Raw genomic sequence first — 18,253 nt, forward strand, 5'->3', positions numbered from 1 at the left:
GGCAATGACGCGGACGTTCTGGATCATTCTTGGGCTAATCGTGGTCGTGGTCGGTGGCTTTGCGTCGATGATGTCGTTCGGGAGCAGCGGTAGCGGCCTCGATCGACGGGTGCCTTGGCGCAAGCCGGTGCCTCCCGCAGAAGTCGCTGCTGTTACCTTGACGCCGGGGGCACTGGCTGTCCCGGTGGCGGGCGTCCCACGCAAGGCGATAGCGAATAGCTGGAACGATGCGCGGGGCGGCGGTCTGCGCGGCCATCATGGCACGGATATCATGGCACCGGGTGGCACGCCCGTGGTCGCGGCGGCGCCGGGGCGGGTCGAGAAACTGTTCCAGAGTGGGCTTGGCGGGATCACGCTGTACGTGCGTTCGCCCGACCGGCGCTGGACCTATTATTATGCGCACCTTGCGGGGTATGCGGCTGGCATCCGTGAGGGGATGGCGGTCAAGGCAGGCGATACGCTCGGCTATGTCGGCGATACCGGCGACGCCGGGGCAGGCAATTACCACCTGCATTTCGGGCTGACCAAGATGCAGCCAGGTGAGCGCTGGTGGCAGGGCGAGAACGTGAACCCGTACCCGCTGCTTGCCGGACGCGAGCGCGCCCGCTAAAGCCCGCCGCTTCGGGTTTCCGCAGAGCCGCGCCTCAGGGTCATGCTTCGCGGACGGCCCCTAGCTCTTTCCAGCAGGAATCGGTCATGAAGATCAACGCGGTCGAGATTCGTCCCGGCAACATTCTTGAATATGAAGGCGGCATCTGGCGCGCCGTCAAGACTCAACACACCCAGCCCGGCAAGGGCGGTGCCTATATGCAGGTCGAGATGAAAAACCTCATCGACGGCCGCAAGAACAACACCCGTTTCCGCTCCGCCGAGAGCGTCGAGAAGGTGCGGCTCGAGACCGTCGACTTCCAGTTCCTGTTCCGCGAAGGCGACATGCTCACCTTCATGGACAAGGTGAACTACGAGCAGATCTCGCTCGACGCCGACATCCTGGGCGACGCCGCGGCGTTCCTGCAGGACGGCATGGACGTGGTGATGGAGCTCTGGGAAGAGCGGCCGATCTCGGTCCAGCTGCCCGACACGATCGAGGCGCTGATCGTCGAGGCGGATGCCGTGGTTAAGGGGCAGACGGCCTCGTCGTCGTACAAGCCGGCCGTGCTCGAAAACGGCGTGCGCGTGATGGTGCCGCCGCATATCGGTGCGGGCACGCGGATCGTCGTCGATGTCTACGAGCAGACCTACGTTAGGCGCGCGGACTGAAGTCTGCTCCCCCTCCCGCAAGCGGGAGGGGGCCGGGGGGTGGGCACCCGCCCTCCATGTTACGTGACGATACTGGCGCGAACGATTTCGATGCCGCGCGACGCTGATAGCGCGAGCCCACCCCCGGCCCCTCCCGCTTGCGGGAGGGGGGAGATAGAATACAATGCCCAGCCATTCCGGCATCATGACCGTCATCGAGCGCGCCGCGCGCAAGGCCGCGCCGCGCCTGCGCCGCGACTTCAACGAGGTCCAGCAGCTCCAGGTGAGCCGCAAGGGTCCGGCCGACTTCGTCAGCCAAGCCGACCAGCGCGCCGAGCAGACGATCTTCGAAGAACTCAGCCACGCCCGTCCCGACTGGGGCATGCTCATGGAGGAGCGCGGCGAGGTCGAGGGCGATCCCAACAAGCCGCGCTTCATCGTCGATCCGCTGGATGGCACGTCGAACTTCCTCCACGGTATCCCGCATTTCTGCATCTCGATCGCGGTCGAGGAGCCGATGCCGAACGGCAAACGCGAGGTCACGACGGCACTCGTGTATCAGCCGCTCACCGACGAGAGCTTCTGGGCAGAGAAGGGGCGGGGGGCGTGGCTCACCGACCAGCGTCTGCGCGTGTCGTCGCGGCGTGATCTGTCCGAATCGCTGATCGCGACTGGGATTCCGTTCCTGGGGCATGGCGACTTCGCGCAGTGGAGCCGGATTTTCGGCGCGGTTGCGCCTGAGGTTGCGGGGATCCGTCGTTTGGGTGCTGCGGCGCTCGATCTGGCGTGGCTTGCGGCGGGCCGGTTCGATGGGTTCTGGGAATCGAACCTGAAGCCTTGGGACGTTGCGGCGGGGATGCTGCTGGTGAAGGAAGCCGGTGGCTTCGTCACCGACTTCCGTGGTGGCGATCGTGCGATGGAGCGGAATGAGTTTCTGGCTGCGAACGATGCGCTGCACTCGCGTCTGCACAAGCTGGTGGCCGGAGCGCTGCGCTAAGCCTTGCAAGCGATCCTCCCCCGCCAGGGGGAGGTGGCCGGCACTTGCCGGACGGAGGGGGAGGAACGAGCAACGGTTGTTCCGTGTCCTCCCCCTCCGTCACCTTCGGCGACACCTCCCCCTGGCGGGGGAGGATCGTGAGGTCGGACCCCGTCAGCGCGCAGTCCGTCATCCCGCGCTTTTTCCGGCATCCACTCGCGCACAATTTCGTCCCTCGTTTGTTTGCGGTGCCGGGGGACCTCGGAACTGCTGGATGTATCCCCTGAGAGCCGAAGTCAGTTTGTCCCCCCGCGAAGGCGGGGATCCAGACTGGGCTCCCGCCTTCGCGGGATAACAAGGAGAAGGGGACTGTCGTTCGAACGCGGCGTCGTCTTTGCTTCTCAGCACGGCGCCGAACACGTCCGAGGTGACGAATCGGTATCGGCGACGCCATCGAGCGCCGACGCTCGTGCACGCCAAGTAACGCATGTTTCCCGCCACTCCCGTCCCTCCACTTGCGAGTGATTCTCACACCCTCCACGCCTTGCCCATCACCCCCCATCGGCCTAAAGCGGCCCCGTTCCGTTCGCACTTGCGAGAAGCAATTTGGTCGACCTGTCGCACTATCTTCCGATCCTCCTGTTCCTCGGGATCGCCATCGCATTGTCGAGCACGTTCGTGTTCCTGCCGATGGCCGTCTCGCTCCTCACGGGGTCACACAAGCCTACGCCTGAGAAGCTCAGCGAATACGAGTGCGGCTTTCCCGCATTCGAGGATCCGCGGAGCCAGTTCGACGTACGCTTCTACCTGATCGCCATCCTCTTCATCATCTTCGATCTCGAGGCCGCGTTCCTGTATCCCTGGGCCGTCTCGGTCTTCACGCTCGGCTGGACCGCGTGGATTTCGATGATGATCTTTATCGGCGAATTGGCCCTTGGCCTCGTCTACGCATGGAAGAAGGGAGCACTCGATTGGGAGTAGAGCTTCAGCCCGCACCCGGTTCGCCCAGCTCGCTGGTGCCACCCGACCAGGGCTTTTTCGACGGATTGAACGGTGAGCTGACGGACAAGGGTTTCCTCGTCACGTCGACCGAGGAGCTGTTCCAGTGGGCGCGTACCGGCTCGCTGTGGTGGATGACGTTCGGGCTCGCCTGCTGCGCGGTCGAGATGATCCACGTCAACATGCCGCGCTACGATCTGGAGCGCTTCGGCGCCGCACCTCGCGCTTCGCCGCGCCAGTCGGACGTGATGATCGTTGCCGGCACGCTCTGCAACAAGATGGCCCCTGCACTCCGCAAGGTCTACGACCAGATGTCCGAGCCCAAGTACGTGATCTCGATGGGATCGTGTGCGAACGGCGGCGGCTATTATCATTACAGCTACAGTGTCGTTCGCGGCTGCGATCGGATCGTGCCGGTGGACATCTACGTCCCCGGCTGCCCGCCGACGGCTGAGGCGTTACTGTACGGCATCATGCAGTTGCAGCGGAAGATCCGGCGGTCCGGGAGCATCGAGCGTTGAGGGCTCCCGCACCAGCTTACACGTCGAACGATGGCGTTATCGACAGCGCCCGCGCGGCGCTCGGCGGCATGCTGCTCGACGCGGTCGACCATGTCGGTGAAGTCGCGCTGCACGTTCGTCGCGAAGACCTTTACGACGCGATGATCGCGCTGCGCGACACGCCGGGGCTTGCCTACCAGCAGCTCATGGAGATCGCCGGCGTCGATTATCCGGATCGGCCTGAGCGGTTCGAGGTCGTCTATTGCATGCTGTCGCTGACGCGGAACCACCGCCTGCGCGTGCATGTCGCGACCGACGAGGAAAAGCCGGTGCCGTCGGTGACCGACATCTGGCCGGTCGCCGGCTGGCTCGAGCGCGAAGTGTACGACATGTACGGCGTGCTGTTCAGCGGCAACCCGGACCTGCGTCGCATCCTGACCGACTACGGTTTCCGTGGTCATCCGCAGCGCAAGGACTTCCCGCTGACCGGGTATGTCGAGCTGCGCTATTCGGAAGAGTCGAAGCGCGTCGTGTACGAACCCGTGCAGCTTGCGCAGGATTTCCGCACGTTCGATTTCATGAGCCCATGGGAGGGCGCGAATTACGTGCTCCCCGGCGACGAGAAGGGCGCTTTGCCCCAGGCCAAGGGCGCGCAGACGCCGTTGTCGGCGGACACGATCGTCAAGGCCAATGCGGCGCAGTCGCCGACTCAGGCGCCGACCGAACCTAAGAGCACCGAGTCGACCGCGCAGACGGGCGCCGGCAAGTCGGAGTCCGACGCGACGCCGAAGCCTGCGAACCCCGACGTGGTCCCGACCAAGGGTGGAGGACAGAACCAGTGAGTCTGTATGTCGAAGAGCTTCTGGGTGAAGCCGACGCAGCCGATCCCACGACCGGCGACGTCACGATCCAGAACTACACGATCAACTTCGGTCCGCAGCATCCGGCCGCGCACGGCGTGCTTCGTCTTGTCATGGAACTCGACGGCGAGATCGTCGAGCGCGTCGATCCGCATGTCGGCCTGCTCCACCGCGGCACCGAGAAGCTGATCGAGTACAAGACGTACACGCAGGCGCTGCCGTATTTCGATCGTCTCGATTATTGCTCGCCGCTGTGCATGGAGCATAGCTGGGTATTGGCGGTCGAGAAGCTGCTCGACCTCGAAGTGCCCGAGCGTGCGCAGTATCTGCGCGTGTTCTTTGCCGAGCTGACGCGCATCTCTAACCACATGCTCAACCTCGGGTCGCACGTCATGGACGTCGGCGCGATGACTCCGAACCTATGGCTGTTCGAGATTCGCGAAGACTGCATGAACTTCTTCGAGCGTGTCTCGGGCGCGCGCATGCATTCGAACTATTTTCGTCCCGGTGGCGTGCATCAGGATGCGCCGCTGAAGCTGCTCGCCGACATCGGCGACTGGCTCGACACGCGCCTGCCGCGGCTGTTCGAGGATGCGATCTCGCTCGTCGCGGACAACCGCATCTTCAAGCAGCGCAACGTCGACATCGCCGTGGTCAGCCGTGACGACGCGATCAAGTGGGGCTTTTCCGGCCCGATGATCCGCGGCTCGGGCATTGCCTGGGATCTGCGCAAGTCGCAGCCTTATGACGCCTATGCGAAGATGGACTTCGAGGTGCCAGTCGGCACGCGCGGCGACTGCTATGACCGGTTCATGGTGCGCGTCGAGGAAGTGCGTCAGTCCGCGCGGATCATGAAGCAGTGCCTGCGCGACATGCCCGAGGGGCCGATCGCATCGCTCGATCGCAAGGTCGTGCCGCCCAAGCGTGGTGAGATGAAGCAGTCGATGGAAGCGCTGATCCATCACTTCAAGCTCTATACCGAGGGCTTCCACGTACCCGCCGGCGACGTCTATGTCGCGACGGAAAGCCCCAAGGGCGAGTTCGGCGTGTACCTGGTCGCCGATGGCTCGAACAAGCCGTACCGCTGCAAGATCCGCCCGACCGCGTTCTCGCATCTGCAAGCCATGGACTTCATGGCGAAGGGCCACATGCTGGCGGATACGACCGCGATCCTCGGCGCGATGGATATCGTTTTTGGTGAATGTGACCGCTGATGGCTGAAGCTCCGAAAATTCCCGACGAGGCCGAGACTCGCGCACGCTGGGGTTCGTTCGCGTGGACGGACGAGAATCAGGTGAAGGCGAACGAGGTTCTCGGGCGCTATCCCAAGGGTCGCGAGCAATCGGCGTCGATCCCGTTGCTCGATCTGGCGCAGCGCCAAGTCGGCGCGGAAACGCAGACGCAGGGCTGGTTGCCGGTTCCGGTGATCGAGTTCGTCGCGCGTCAGATCAGCGTGCCGTACATGCGCGTGTACGAGGTCGTCACCTTTTACACGATGTTTAATCTCGCGCCGGTCGGTCGCTTCCACGTCCAGGTCTGCGGCACGACGCCGTGCATGCTGCGCGGGTCGGACGATGTTTTGGCCGCGTGCAAGAACCGCGGTCTGGTCAAGGGCGGCACGACGCCGGACGGGATGTTCACGCTGACCGAGGTCGAGTGCCTCGGAACGTGTGCGAATGCGCCGATGGTGCAGATCAACGACGATAACTTCGAAGACCTCGATTACGACAAGACGACCGAAATCCTCGAAGCGCTCGCCAATGGCGGCACGCCGACGCCGGGGCCGCAATTCGGTCGTCGTGCGAGCTGCCCTGAAGGCGGCCCGACCTCGCTGAAGGCGATGGTCGACGCGAACCACGATTACCGGGGGGAGTGGGCCTGATGCTCGCCGACAAGGACCGCATCTTCACCAACGTCTACGGTTTCCAGCCGTGGAACATCGACGCGGCGATCATGCGCGGCGATTGGGACAATACCAAGGACCTGATGGCGCTCGGCCAGGACGCGATCATCGACGTGATGAAGGCGTCGGGTCTACGCGGACGTGGTGGTGCGGGCTTCCCGACCGGTACCAAATGGTCGTTCATGCCGAAGGAGCCGAAGCCGGACCGGCCGAACTTCCTCGTCATCAACGCCGATGAGTCCGAGCCGGGCAGCTGCAAGGATCGCGAGATCATCCGCCACGATCCGCACAAGCTGATCGAGGGCGCACTGATCGCCGGGTTCGCGATGCGCGCGCGCGCCGCGTACATCTACATCCGCGGCGAATATATCCGCGAGGCCGAGACGCTGTTCGCAGCCGTCGCCGAGGCATATGATCGCGGCTTCATTGGCAAGAACGCGTGCGGGTCGGGCTACGACTTCGACGTGTTCGTGCACCGGGGTGCCGGCGCGTACATTTGCGGCGAAGAGACCGCGATGTTGGAGAGCCTCGAGGGCAAGAAGGGCCAGCCGCGGCTGAAGCCACCTTTCCCGGCGGGCGCGGGTCTTTATGGCTGCCCGACGACGGTCAACAACGTCGAATCGATCGCGGTTGCGCCGACGATCCTGCGGCGTGGCGCTACGTGGTTCTCCAGCTTCGGCGCGGAGAACAACCGCGGCACGAAGCTGTTCCAGATCAGCGGCCATGTGAACAAGCCATGCGTGGTCGAGGAAGAGATGAGCATCTCGTTCCGCGACCTGATCGAGACCCATTGCGGCGGTATCCGTGGCGGCTGGGACAATCTGCTCGCGGTGATCCCGGGCGGCTCGTCGGTACCGCTCGTGCCCGCCGCGCAGATCATGGACTGTGCGATGGACTTCGACGGCCTGAAGGCGGTCGGCTCGGGCCTCGGCACCGCGGCGATCATCGTCATGGACAAGTCGACCGACATCGTCCGCGCGATCAGCCGCATCTCGTACTTTTACAAGCATGAGAGCTGTGGTCAGTGCACGCCGTGCCGCGAAGGCACCGGCTGGATGTGGCGCGTGATGGAGCGGATGCGCACCGGCGACGCCGAGCTGTCCGAGATCGACATGCTCCAGCAGGTCACCAAGCAGGTCGAGGGTCACTCGATCTGCGCACTCGGCGACGCAGCAGCATGGCCGATCCAGGGCCTGATCAAGCATTTCCGCCCCGAGATGGAGCGCCGTATCCGCGAACGCGGTGGCGACACCGCGCCGATGATGGAAGCGGCCGAATGAACGGCGTGACGATCGTGCCTATAGTCACGCTGATTCTCGTATTCGGCGTGCCCTACATAGTCATCTACCTTCAGGGTAGGCGTCTGGCGGCGATCGAAGCGCGTCTCGGCGTTGTGCTTGAGAAGCTGAATTTCCTTGAAGGCCGTGGATCGTAAGATGCCCTTAGTCAAAGTCGATGGCGTAGAGATCGAGGTGCCGCAGGGTGCCACCGTGCTGCAGGCGTGCGAGCTTGCCGGCAAGGAGATCCCGCGTTTCTGTTATCATGAGCGGCTGAGCATCGCCGGCAATTGCCGGATGTGCCTGGTCGAGGTGAAGCCTGGTCCGCCCAAGCCGCAGGCGTCGTGCGCGCTGCCGGCGGCGGACAAGCAGGAGATCTTCACCAACTCGCCGATGGTGAAGAATGCTCGCGAGGGCATCATGGAATTCCTGCTCATCAACCATCCGCTCGATTGCCCGATCTGCGATCAGGGCGGCGAGTGCGATCTGCAGGACCAGTCGGTCGCGTACGGTCGTGGGCATTCGCGCTACGACGAGAACAAGCGCGCGGTCACCGAGAAGTATATGGGCCCGATCGTCAAGACGGTCATGACCCGCTGCATTCAGTGCACGCGCTGCATCCGGTTCGCCGAGGAAGTGTCCGGCGTCGAGGAGATCGGTGCGATCTTCCGCGGCGAGGACATGCAGATCACCTCGTATCTCGAGAATGCGGTCAAGAGCGAGCTCTCCGGCAACGTCGTAGATCTGTGCCCGGTCGGTGCGCTGACGTCGAAGCCGTATGCGTTCGAGGCGCGTCCGTGGGAGCTCCGCAAGACGCTGACGATCGACGTCATGGACGCGGTCGGCACCAACATCCGGCTCGACAGCCGTGGTCGCCAGGTGCTGCGTTGCGTGCCGCGGATCAACGAGGACGTGAACGAGGAGTGGGCGACCGACAAGACGCGCCACGCGATCGACGGCCTCGTGCGCCGTCGCCTCGACAAGCCGTATGTCCGGGTGAACGGCAAGCTCCAGCCCGCGACGTGGGACGAGGCTTTCGCAGCGATCAAGGCTGTGAACGCCGGGTCGAGCGTTGCGGCCGTCGCTGGCGATCTGGTCGATTGCGAGACGATGTACGCCGCCAAGGCGCTGCTCGCGAAGATGGGGTCGACCCTGATCGAAGGCCGTCAGACCGGCATGGACTATGACGCGACGAGCATCGCCGCGGTCAATTTCAACACGACGATCGCCGGCACCGAGCGTGCCGACGCGATCCTGCTGGTGGGTACCAACCTGCGCTGGGAAGCGCCGCTGGTGAACACGCGGGTGCGCAAGGCTATCAAGAAGGGCGCGAAGGTCTTTGCGATCGGGCCGGAGACGGACCTGACGTACAAGGTGGAGTGGCTCGGCGACGATCTGGCGCTGCTCGGCGCTCTGCCCGAGGCGGTGACCGAGGCGTTCGGCAAGGCTGAGCGTCCGATGGTGATCGTCGGTGGCGGCGCGCTGAAGGGTGGCCATGCGGCTGCGCTGAAGCTCGTCGATACGCTGGGTCTCGTGAAGGACGAGTGGAACGGCTTCAACGTCCTCCACATGGCGGCGTCGCGGATGGGTGGGCTGATGCTCGGCTATGCGCAGAAGGGCGGGATCGCCGACGTGATGGGGGCGAAGCTCGGCTTCTTCCTCGGCGCGGACGAGGTCGATTACTCGCAGTTCGCTGGTTTCAAAGTGTTCGTGGGCCATCACGGCGACAAGGGTGCGGCGGCTGCCGACGTCATCCTGCCGGGTGTCACTTACGCCGAGAAGTCTGGCACGTGGGTCAATCTCGAAGGTCGCGTACAGCGCGGCGAGCGTGCGGTGTTCGCACCCGGCGACGCGCGTGACGACTGGTCGATCTTCCGCGCGCTGTCCGATACGCTCGGCCACACGCTGCCGTTCGACAGTTTCGAGGGCTTGCGCGAGGAAATGTACGCGGACGTGCCTGCGCTGCGTCATCAGGCGCTCGCGACGTTCGAGTGGAACCCGCCTTCGCTGACCGGCGAGGGGCAGGGCGTTCTCGCCGGCTATCCGATCAAGGACTTCTACCTGACCAACGCGATCTGCCGCGCGTCGCCGACTATGCAGCGCTGCTCGGCCGAACTTCTCCACGGGGAAGATTACGCGGAGGCAGCCGAATGATCTCCTGGTTCGAATCCTCGCTCGGTTACGACTGGGCGTTCTTCCTCGCCACGATCATCGACATTCTCGTGATCGCTCTGCCGCTGATGCTGGCGGTGGCGATGATCATCTATGCCGACCGCAAGATCTGGGCGGCGATGGCGTTGCGTCGCGGTCCCAACGTCGTCGGCCCGTTCGGTCTGCTGCAGAGCTTTGCCGACGGCCTGAAGGTGTTCCTGCAGGAGACGATCGTCCCCGCAGCCGCCAACCGGACGCTGTTCCTGCTGGCACCGATCATCACCTTCACGGTTGCCCTGATCGTTTGGGCGGTGGTGCCGTTCGGCGTCGGCGTCGTGCTTGCGGACATCAACGTCGGGCTGCTCTACGTACTCGCCGCGTCGTCGCTCGGCGTGTACGGGATCATCCTGTCGGGCTGGGCGTCGAACTCGAAATATCCGTTCTACTCGGCGCTTCGTGCGGCCGCGCAGATGGTGTCGTACGAAGTCGCGATCGGCTTCATCCTGATTTCGGTCGTGCTGTGGACCGGCAGCTTCAACCTGTCGGCGATCGTGATGGCGCAGAAGTCGCACGTCTGGTTCTTCAACGGGTACATCCTCAACCCGCTGATGTTCCCGATGGCGGTGATGTTCTTCATCTCGTCGCTGGCGGAGACTCAGCGCGCGCCGTTCGATCTGACGGAGGCGGAGAGCGAGCTCGTCGCCGGGTACCAGACTGAATATTCGTCGATGTCGTTCGCGCTATTCTGGCTCGGCGAGTATGCCAACGTGCTGCTGATGTGCGCGCTCAACGCGACGCTGTTCTGGGGCGGCTGGCTGCCCCCGGTTGACTGGGCGCCGTTGTACTACGTGCCAGGGATCATCTGGCTGTTCGCCAAGATCCTGTTCTTCTTCTTCCTGTTCAGCTGGGTGAAGGCGACCGTGCCGCGGTATCGCTACGATCAGCTGATGCGGCTCGGCTGGAAGGTTTTCCTCCCCGTCTCGCTGTTCTGGGTTTTCCTCGTGTCGGGCTATCTCATGCTGACGCGCGTTGGAGTGGGTTCATGAGCGTCGCTCAGATCATCAAGTCGTTTACGCTGTGGGAATTCGTGAAGGCGCACGCGTTGACGCTTCGCTATTTCTTCAAGGAAAAGGCGACGATCAACTATCCGTACGAGCGCAATCCGGTGTCGCCGCGGTTCCGTGGCGAGCATGCGCTGCGTCGCTATCCTAACGGCGAAGAGCGGTGCATCGCGTGCAAGCTGTGCGAGGCCGTGTGCCCTGCGCAGGCGATCACGATCGAAGCCGAGCCGCGTGACGACGGTTCGCGCCGTACGACGCGTTACGACATCGACATGACCAAGTGCATCTACTGCGGCCTGTGTGCCGAGGCGTGCCCGGTCGATGCGATCGTCGAGGGGCCGAACTACGAGTTCGCCACCGAGACGCGCGAAGAGCTGATCTACGACAAGTCGAAGCTGCTCGATAATGGCGACCGTTGGGAAAGCGCGATCGCGGCGAACCTTGCCGCCGATGCGCCGTACCGTTAATGGCGCGCTCATTCTTCTCGTGGGCGTCTAAGGGGCCGCAATCGTGATTCAGGCCTTAGCCTTCTACCTCTTCGCCTTCGTCGTCGTCCTGTCGGGCGCGCTGACGATCGCGTCGCGCAACCCGGTCCACTCGGTAATGTGGCTGATCCTCGCGTTCTTCAACGCGGCTGGCCTCATGATCCTAGTCGGTGCCGAGTTCATCGCGATGCTGCTCGTCATCGTCTATGTCGGTGCGGTCGCGGTGCTGTTCCTGTTCGTGGTCATGATGCTCGACATCGACTTCACCGAGCTTCGCGCAGGCGTCGCCCGGTATTTCGGGATCGGCCTCGCACTTGCCGTCGCACTCGCCGCCGAGGTGATGATCGCAATCGGCGCGTGGAGCACCGGCCCGATCCAGCTCGCACGTCGTGCCGCACCGATCGACGACACCGTGCCCAACATCCAGGCGATCGGTAACCTGCTCTACACGCGCTATCTGTTCGTGTTCGAGGGTGCTGGCCTGGTGCTGCTGGTCGCGATGATCGGTGCGATCGTGCTGACTCACCGCCAGCGTGGCGGCGTCAAGGCGCAGAACATCAGCCGCCAGAACGCGCGTCGTCCGCAGGACGCCACGCGCAACACGAGCCCGGTCGTCGGGCAGGGAGTCGAACTGTGACGATCGGTCTCGTCCATTATCTGGTCGTCGCGGCGATCCTGTTCACGATGGGGGTGCTCGGCATCTTCCTGAACCGCAAGAACCTCATTGTCATCCTGATGGCGATCGAGTTGATCCTGCTGGCGGTGAACATCAATCTCGTCGCGTTTTCGGCGTTCCTCCACGATCTCGTCGGACAGGTGTTCGCGATGTTCGTGCTGACGGTCGCCGCGGGTGAAGCCGCGATCGGCCTCGCCATTCTCGTGATCTATTTCCGCGGTCGCGGCACCATCGCGGTCGACGACGTCAACCGGATGAAGGGGTAATACGGTTGATCCAGCTTATCGTCTTCCTGCCGTTACTGGCCGCGATCGTTGCCGGGTTCGGCAATCGCGCGATCGGCAACGTGCCGGCGAAACTCGTCACCACGGCTGCGCTGTTCGCATCGTGCCTGTTGTCCTGGCCGATCTTCATCGGCTTCCTCTCGGGCACCAGCACGGCGACCGTCGCGCCGCTGCTCGACTTCATCCACTCCGGCGACATGAACGTCGCGTGGTCGCTGCGCGTTGACGCGCTGACCGCGGTGATGCTCGTGGTCGTCACATCGGTGTCGGCGCTCGTCCACCTGTATAGCTGGGGCTATATGGATGAGGATCCCGACCAGCCGCGCTTCTTCGCGTATCTGTCGCTGTTTACCTTCGCGATGCTGATGCTCGTGACGGCGAACAACCTCGTCCAGATGTTCTTCGGCTGGGAAGGCGTGGGTCTCGCGTCCTACCTCCTGATCGGGTTCTGGTTCCGCAAGCCGTCGGCAAGTGCGGCCGCGATCAAGGCGTTCGTCGTCAACCGCGTCGGCGATCTCGGCTTCATGCTCGGCATCTTCGGCACGTTCCTGGTGTTCGGCACGGTCTCGATCCCCGAGATCCTCGCCGCGGCGCCCGGCATGGCCGGCTCCACGCTTGGCTTCCTCGGCTACCGCTTCGACACGATGACGGTACTCTGCCTGCTGCTGTTCGTCGGTGCGATGGGCAAGTCGGCGCAGCTCGGCCTGCACACCTGGTTGCCGGACGCGATGGAAGGCCCGACCCCGGTGTCGGCGCTGATCCACGCAGCGACGATGGTTACGGCCGGCGTGTTCATGGTCTGCCGCCTGTCGCCGATGTTCGAGATGAGCCCGGTCGCGCTGACCGTGGTCACCTCGGTCGGTGCCGCGACCTGCCTGTTCGCGGCGACTTGCGGCCTCGTGCAGACCGACATCAAGCGCGTGATCGCGTATTCGACCTGTTCGCAGCTCGGCTACATGTTCTTCGCGGCCGGTGTCGGCGCGTACGGCGCAGCGATGTTCCACCTTTTCACGCACGCGTTCTTCAAGGCGCTGCTGTTCCTCGGCGCCGGCTCGGTCATCCATGCGATGCACCACGAGCAGGACATGCGCTATTACGGCGGTCTGCGTAAAAAGATCCCGGTGACATTCTGGGCGATGATGGCGGGTACGCTCGCGATCACCGGCGTCGGCATCCCCGGTATCTTCGGCAACACCGCGATCGGTTTCGCAGGCTTCCATTCGAAGGATGCGATCATCGAGGCGAGCTGGGCTGCGGGCCAGCCGGGCGTGTGGTTCGTCGGTGTGCTCGTCGCGTTGCTGACCAGCTTCTATTCGTGGCGCGTGATGTTCCTGACCTTCTGGGGCAAGCCGCGCTGGGCCGCATCGGAGCACATCCAGCATGCGCTTCATGACGCGCATGGTCACGATGATGATGCGCACGGGCACGCCCATGACGCTCATCACGCGGATGACCATCATGCGAACCCGGCGCAGACCGAGGACGCAGGTCATGCGCCGCACGATCATCACGACGCCGCGCATGCGCCGGCCGAAGGCGACGGTGGGTATCACCCGCACGAGAGCCCGCTGCCGATGCTGATCCCGCTGATCGTCCTGTCGATCGGTGCAGTCCTTGCCGGCTTCGTGTTCCACGGCTTCTTCATCGAGCCGACCGCAGGCGAAGAGTTCTGGAAGGGCGCACTCGCGTTCCGCGAACATCTGATGCACGAGATGCACGGCGTGCCGTTGCTGATCAAACTGTCGGCAACGATCGCGATGCTGCTCGGCCTGCTGACTGCCTGGTACGCCTATATCAAGGCACCGACGTTCCCGGCGAAGGTCGTCGAACAGTTCGGCGTGCTCTACGACTTTCTGCTGCATAAGTGGTATTTCGACGAGCTGTACGACCTGATCTTCGTCCGCCCGGCGTTCGCGATCGGTCGCTTCCTGTGGCATCGCGGCGACGAGAAGACGATCAACCGGTTCGGGCCCGACGGCGCGACCTGGGTCGTCCAGATCGGCAGCCGCGTGGCCAACCGCTTCCAGACGGGATACCTCTACACCTATGCCTTCGTCATGCTGATCGGGCTGACCGCAGCCGTAACCTGGGCGATCGGACTGTAATGACCGGCTTTCCTATCCTCTCCGTTCTGATCGCGGTCCCGATGATCGCGGCTGTCGTGTGCCTGTTCGTTTCGGCGAATATGGCGCGAACGCTGGCGCTAGCGGCGACGCTGATCGACTTCGTGCTCGGCATCATGCTGTGGATGAACTACGATATCGGTGGCGCACAGTGGCAGTTCGTCGAGCATGCCCCCGGCATCTTCGGTCCGTTCGGCTGGTCGCTCGGCATCGACGGCTTCGCGCTGATGCTGATCATGCTCAGCGTCTTCCTGATGCCGATCTGCATCAGCGCCAGCTGGCGCTCGATCACGACCCGCGTACCAGAATACATGGCGGCGTTCCTGTTCACCGAAGTGCTGATGATCGGCACGTTTGCGGCGCAGGACCTGTTCCTGTTCTACGTGTTCTTCGAAGCCGGCCTGATCCCGATGTACCTGATCATCGGCATCTGGGGCGGCGCGAACCGGATCTACGCGTCGTACAAGTTCTTCCTGTACACGCTGCTCGGCTCGGTCCTGATGTTCATCGCGATGCTCTACATGGCGAAGACCGCGGGCACGGCCAGCATCCCGGCGCTGATGAACTACGACTTCCCCGCGCATGTGCAGACATGGCTGTGGCTGGCGTTCTTCGCATCGTTCGCGGTCAAGATGCCGATGTGGCCGGTCCACACCTGGCTGCCCGACGCGCACGTCCAGGCGCCGACCGCGGGCTCGGTGATCCTGGCGGGCGTGCTGCTGAAGCTCGGTGGATACGGTTTCCTGCGCTTCCTGCTGCCGATGTTCCCCGAGGCCTCGGGCCAGTTGACCTGGCTGATCTTCGGCCTCTCTGCGGTCGCGGTGATCTACACGTCGCTCGTCGCGCTCGTGCAGTCGGACATGAAGAAGCTCATCGCGTATTCGTCGGTCGCACATATGGCGATCGTCACGATCGGGCTGTTCGCGTTCAACCGGCAGGGCATCGAAGGCGCGATGATCATGATGCTGAGCCACGGTTTGGCATCGGGTGCATTGTTCCTGTGTGTCGGCGTGATCTACGACCAGCTTCATACCCGCGAGATCTCGCGCTATGGCGGCCTGGCGAGCAACATGCCGAAGTATGCGGTGTTTTTCCTGTTCTTCACGATGGCCTCGATCGGGCTGCCGGGCACCAGCGGTTTCGTCGGCGAGTTCCTGTCGCTGATGGGCACGTATCAGGTCTCGACCTGGACGGCGCTGCTCTGCACGACGGGCATCATCCTGGGTGCCGCATATATGCTGTATCTGTATCGGCGCGTCGTGTTCGGCGAGATCAAGGCGGACGACGTCCGCGCGATGGTCGACCTGTCGGGCCGCGAGATGTGGCTGCTCGCACCGATCGCAGCCGTCGTGCTGTGGATGGGCGTGTATCCCGAGAGCTTCCTGGCACCGATGCGCAAGGACGTGGGCGTGCTTCTCGCCCGTGTCGACCGCGCGAAGCCGGCCAGCGATTCCAACCCAACTGCGGGGAAGCCCGCCACCGTCCACGCGGGGAACCCCGCCACTGTCGATAGTGCCGCGCACGGGGAGGCACACTGATGGATTACGCCGCTAACATCGCAATGACGCTGCCCGAACTGGTGCTGGCGTTGGGTGCGATCGCCCTGATGCTCGTCTCGGCCTGGGGCGGGGACAAATCCACGCGTGCCGTCTCGATCGCCGCTGTCTTCGTGCTTGTCGGGGCAGGGATCGCACTGGTCGGTCCGGCGTCGTCGGGTGGCTATGCGTTCGACGGCCTTTACCGCGCCGACGCGTTCGGCGCGTTCGCCAAGGTGCTGATCTACATCGCCTCGGCGGTTGCGATCGTGATGGCGCCGAGCTTCTTCGCGCGCACGCACGGCGACGATCTGCGTCCGGAATATCCGGTGCTTATCCTGCTGTCGGCATGCGGCATGGGGATCATGGTTTCGGCCACCGACATGCTGACGCTGTATGTCGGTCTCGAGCTCCAGAGCCTTGCGGCCTATGTCCTCGCCAGCTTCATGCGGCGCGACGGGCGTTCGGCCGAAGCGGGCCTGAAGTATTTCGTGCTCGGCGCGCTCGCCAGCGGCATCCTGCTGTACGGCATCTCGCTGGTCTACGGGTTCAGCGGCACGACGTTGTTCTCGGGCATCTCGGAAGCCTATGCGGGCACCAAGTCGCTTGGCCTGCTGTTCGGTCTGGTGTTCGTGTTCGCCGGCCTAGCGTTCAAGATCAGCGCAGTGCCGTTTCATATGTGGACGCCCGACGTGTACGAGGGCGCACCGACCCCGGTCACCGCGTTCTTCGCGTCCGCCCCCAAGGTCGCGGCGCTTGCGCTCAGCGTCCGCGTGGCGGTCGATGCGATGGGCCCGGCGACCGACCAGTGGCGTCAGATCGTGATCTTCGCCGCGCTTGCCTCGATCATCCTCGGTGCGGTCGCCGCGATCGGCCAGACCAACATCAAGCGCCTGCTTGCCTATTCGTCGATCAACAATGTCGGCTTCGCGCTGATCGGTCTCGCGGCCGGGACGTCGGAAGGCGTGTCGAGCGTGCTGATGTACCTGACGATCTACGTCGCGATGACGCTGGGTTCCTTCCTGGTGGTATTGCAGATGCGTGGTGACGACGGGCAGCCGGTCGAGACGATCGACAGCCTTGCCGGCATGTCGCGGACGCGGCCTGCGCTGGCTGCGGCACTCGCGATCTTCATGTTCAGCCTCGCCGGCATCCCGCCGCTGTTCGGCTTCTACGCGAAGTTCGCGGTGTTCAGCGCGGTGGTCGACGCCGGGCTGTTCCCGCTGGCGGTGGTCGGCATCGCCGCCTCGGTGATCGGTGCGTATTATTACCTACGCGTCGTCAAGACGATGTACTTCGACGATCCGGCACCTGCGTTTGCACCGATGGAGAGCAAGGTCGAGGGTGGCCTGATCGCCATCGCCGCGGTGTTCGTGTCGCCAGCCGGCTACCTCCTCATCCCCGTGCTCGGCGCGTGGACGATGGCGGCCGCACGGGCGTTGTTCTGAGCATCATCCGCACCGTCGCGGAAACAGGATCGACCAACGCCGACCTGCTGGAGCTTGCACGCGGCGGTGCCGAGGACGGTCTCTGGTTGCGCGCGATCCGGCAGACGGCGGGGCGGGGGCGGCTTGGGCGCGAATGGTCGTCGCCCGAGGGTAACCTCTACGCCAGCACGCTCGTCCGGTTGCGACCTAACGATCCGCCGGCCGCCAGCCTTGCGCTGGTCGCCGCGGTCGCCTTGCAGGAAACGGTGTCGACGTTTCTCGTTGCCGGGATCTGCCAGGGCACGACCGATGCGAGCGAGACGCTGGTCCTGAAATGGCCGAACGACCTGTTGCTCGCGGACGCCAAGCTCTCGGGCATCCTGCTCGAACGTGCGGACAACGCTGTGATCGTCGGCTACGGTGTCAACATCGCGCAGCATCCAGACTTGCCCGACCGTGCGACGACCGATCTTGCCGCGCACGGCGTTGTGGTCGAACCAGCGATGTTCCTCGACATCCTCGCCGACAGTTTCGCGCGTTGGATCGGCCGTTGGCGCACCGAAGGCATTGCGCCCGTTCGCGAGCGCTGGGTCGATTGCGCGCACCCTGCCGGGACCGCGCTGACCGCACGACTTCCCGATGGCAGCGGGATCGACGGCCTGTTCGTCGGGCTCGACACCGACGGCGCGCTGATCCTCCGCTTGGCGTCTGGCGAGCGGCGTGTCATTCACGCTGCCGACGTCTTCCTGCTTTGAGG

At 64.0% G+C, this 18,253-nt stretch carries 19 protein-coding genes; all 19 read left to right on the plus strand.

Features of this window, described 5'->3' with window-relative positions:
• Positions 1-4 precede the first annotated feature (4 nt).
• The 19 genes from O6X71_RS02575 to O6X71_RS02665 all read left to right on the plus strand — a co-directional run bounded on the left by O6X71_RS02575 (position 5) and on the right by O6X71_RS02665 (position 18,251).
• A complete protein-coding gene (locus tag O6X71_RS02575; protein WP_353464306.1) occupies positions 5-610 on the plus strand; it encodes a M23 family metallopeptidase in 606 nt (201 codons plus the stop codon).
• Between the two features lie 86 nt (positions 611-696).
• On the plus strand, positions 697-1,260 hold the full coding sequence (gene efp, locus O6X71_RS02580) for an elongation factor P (RefSeq protein ID WP_353464307.1): 564 nt from the start codon (positions 697-699) through the stop codon (positions 1,258-1,260).
• A gap of 163 nt (positions 1,261-1,423) precedes the next feature.
• The gene (locus O6X71_RS02585; RefSeq protein ID WP_056048515.1) at positions 1,424-2,236 is read left to right on the plus strand and encodes an inositol monophosphatase family protein; all 813 of its coding nucleotides are present in this window, start codon (positions 1,424-1,426) and stop codon (positions 2,234-2,236) included.
• A gap of 585 nt (positions 2,237-2,821) precedes the next feature.
• Entirely contained in the window at positions 2,822-3,196 is a 375-nt protein-coding gene (locus O6X71_RS02590) for an NADH-quinone oxidoreductase subunit A (protein WP_353464308.1), read from the plus strand.
• Complete coding sequence (locus tag O6X71_RS02595; RefSeq protein WP_056058310.1) at positions 3,187-3,735, plus strand: NuoB/complex I 20 kDa subunit family protein; 549 nt, start codon at positions 3,187-3,189, stop codon at positions 3,733-3,735. The genes O6X71_RS02590 and O6X71_RS02595 overlap by 10 nt, the downstream gene beginning before the upstream one ends.
• On the plus strand, positions 3,732-4,556 hold the full coding sequence (locus O6X71_RS02600; protein ID WP_353464309.1) for an NADH-quinone oxidoreductase subunit C: 825 nt from the start codon (positions 3,732-3,734) through the stop codon (positions 4,554-4,556). The genes O6X71_RS02595 and O6X71_RS02600 overlap by 4 nt, the downstream gene beginning before the upstream one ends.
• 20 nt (positions 4,557-4,576) lie before the next feature.
• Positions 4,577-5,788, plus strand: coding sequence for an NADH-quinone oxidoreductase subunit D (locus O6X71_RS02605; RefSeq protein ID WP_274705252.1), 1,212 nt, complete (start codon positions 4,577-4,579; stop codon positions 5,786-5,788).
• A complete protein-coding gene (locus tag O6X71_RS02610; protein WP_353464310.1) occupies positions 5,788-6,456 on the plus strand; it encodes a complex I 24 kDa subunit family protein in 669 nt (222 codons plus the stop codon). The genes O6X71_RS02605 and O6X71_RS02610 overlap by 1 nt, the downstream gene beginning before the upstream one ends.
• Positions 6,456-7,757 carry an NADH-quinone oxidoreductase subunit NuoF gene (gene nuoF / locus O6X71_RS02615; protein ID WP_353464311.1) on the plus strand — a complete coding sequence of 434 codons (1,302 nt, stop codon included), beginning with the start codon at positions 6,456-6,458 and terminating at the stop codon, positions 7,755-7,757. The genes O6X71_RS02610 and nuoF overlap by 1 nt, the downstream gene beginning before the upstream one ends.
• Positions 7,754-7,912, plus strand: coding sequence for a hypothetical protein (locus O6X71_RS02620; protein WP_353464312.1), 159 nt, complete (start codon positions 7,754-7,756; stop codon positions 7,910-7,912). The genes nuoF and O6X71_RS02620 overlap by 4 nt, the downstream gene beginning before the upstream one ends.
• Position 7,913: 1 nt before the next feature.
• Entirely contained in the window at positions 7,914-9,908 is a 1,995-nt protein-coding gene (gene nuoG, locus O6X71_RS02625; protein ID WP_353464313.1) for an NADH-quinone oxidoreductase subunit NuoG, read from the plus strand.
• Entirely contained in the window at positions 9,905-10,951 is a 1,047-nt protein-coding gene (gene nuoH / locus O6X71_RS02630) for an NADH-quinone oxidoreductase subunit NuoH (RefSeq protein WP_056058320.1), read from the plus strand. Before nuoG ends, nuoH begins: the two co-directional genes overlap by 4 nt.
• Positions 10,948-11,433: an NADH-quinone oxidoreductase subunit NuoI gene (nuoI, locus tag O6X71_RS02635; protein ID WP_055877898.1), complete on the plus strand. Its 486-nt coding sequence runs from the start codon at positions 10,948-10,950 to the stop codon at positions 11,431-11,433. The genes nuoH and nuoI overlap by 4 nt, the downstream gene beginning before the upstream one ends.
• A gap of 43 nt (positions 11,434-11,476) precedes the next feature.
• A complete protein-coding gene (locus tag O6X71_RS02640; protein ID WP_056048540.1) occupies positions 11,477-12,088 on the plus strand; it encodes an NADH-quinone oxidoreductase subunit J in 612 nt (203 codons plus the stop codon).
• Positions 12,085-12,393 carry an NADH-quinone oxidoreductase subunit NuoK gene (gene nuoK, locus O6X71_RS02645; protein ID WP_082441002.1) on the plus strand — a complete coding sequence of 103 codons (309 nt, stop codon included), beginning with the start codon at positions 12,085-12,087 and terminating at the stop codon, positions 12,391-12,393. Before O6X71_RS02640 ends, nuoK begins: the two co-directional genes overlap by 4 nt.
• A gap of 5 nt (positions 12,394-12,398) precedes the next feature.
• Positions 12,399-14,516 (plus strand): NADH-quinone oxidoreductase subunit L, encoded by a 2,118-nt coding sequence (gene nuoL / locus O6X71_RS02650; protein ID WP_353464314.1) that lies wholly within the window; start codon positions 12,399-12,401, stop codon positions 14,514-14,516.
• The gene (locus O6X71_RS02655) at positions 14,516-16,072 is read left to right on the plus strand and encodes an NADH-quinone oxidoreductase subunit M (RefSeq protein ID WP_353464315.1); all 1,557 of its coding nucleotides are present in this window, start codon (positions 14,516-14,518) and stop codon (positions 16,070-16,072) included. Before nuoL ends, O6X71_RS02655 begins: the two co-directional genes overlap by 1 nt.
• Positions 16,072-17,517 (plus strand): NADH-quinone oxidoreductase subunit NuoN, encoded by a 1,446-nt coding sequence (nuoN, locus tag O6X71_RS02660; RefSeq protein WP_353464316.1) that lies wholly within the window; start codon positions 16,072-16,074, stop codon positions 17,515-17,517. The genes O6X71_RS02655 and nuoN overlap by 1 nt, the downstream gene beginning before the upstream one ends.
• 2 nt (positions 17,518-17,519) lie before the next feature.
• Complete coding sequence (locus tag O6X71_RS02665) at positions 17,520-18,251, plus strand: biotin--[acetyl-CoA-carboxylase] ligase (RefSeq protein ID WP_353465045.1); 732 nt, start codon at positions 17,520-17,522, stop codon at positions 18,249-18,251.
• Positions 18,252-18,253: the final 2 nt, after the last annotated feature.

It is taken from the genome of Sphingomonas faeni, assembly GCF_040407505.1.
Lineage (GTDB): Bacteria > Pseudomonadota > Alphaproteobacteria > Sphingomonadales > Sphingomonadaceae > Sphingomonas > Sphingomonas faeni_E.

Bases quoted from the DNA above. Each gene is read 5' to 3' on its own strand.
- O6X71_RS02575 (WP_353464306.1), top strand. From the start codon at position 5: ATGACGCGGACGTTCTGGATCATTCTTGGGCTAATCGTGGTCGTGGTC.
- efp (WP_353464307.1), top strand. From the start codon at position 697: ATGAAGATCAACGCGGTCGAGATTCGTCCCGGCAACATTCTTGAATAT.
- O6X71_RS02585 (WP_056048515.1), top strand. From the start codon at position 1,424: ATGCCCAGCCATTCCGGCATCATGACCGTCATCGAGCGCGCCGCGCGC.
- O6X71_RS02610 (WP_353464310.1), top strand. From the start codon at position 5,788: ATGGCTGAAGCTCCGAAAATTCCCGACGAGGCCGAGACTCGCGCACGC.
- nuoF (WP_353464311.1), top strand. From the start codon at position 6,456: ATGCTCGCCGACAAGGACCGCATCTTCACCAACGTCTACGGTTTCCAG.
- O6X71_RS02620 (WP_353464312.1), top strand. From the start codon at position 7,754: ATGAACGGCGTGACGATCGTGCCTATAGTCACGCTGATTCTCGTATTC.
- nuoG (WP_353464313.1), top strand. From the start codon at position 7,914: ATGCCCTTAGTCAAAGTCGATGGCGTAGAGATCGAGGTGCCGCAGGGT.
- nuoH (WP_056058320.1), top strand. From the start codon at position 9,905: ATGATCTCCTGGTTCGAATCCTCGCTCGGTTACGACTGGGCGTTCTTC.
- nuoI (WP_055877898.1), top strand. From the start codon at position 10,948: ATGAGCGTCGCTCAGATCATCAAGTCGTTTACGCTGTGGGAATTCGTG.
- O6X71_RS02655 (WP_353464315.1), top strand. From the start codon at position 14,516: ATGACCGGCTTTCCTATCCTCTCCGTTCTGATCGCGGTCCCGATGATC.
- nuoN (WP_353464316.1), top strand. From the start codon at position 16,072: ATGGATTACGCCGCTAACATCGCAATGACGCTGCCCGAACTGGTGCTG.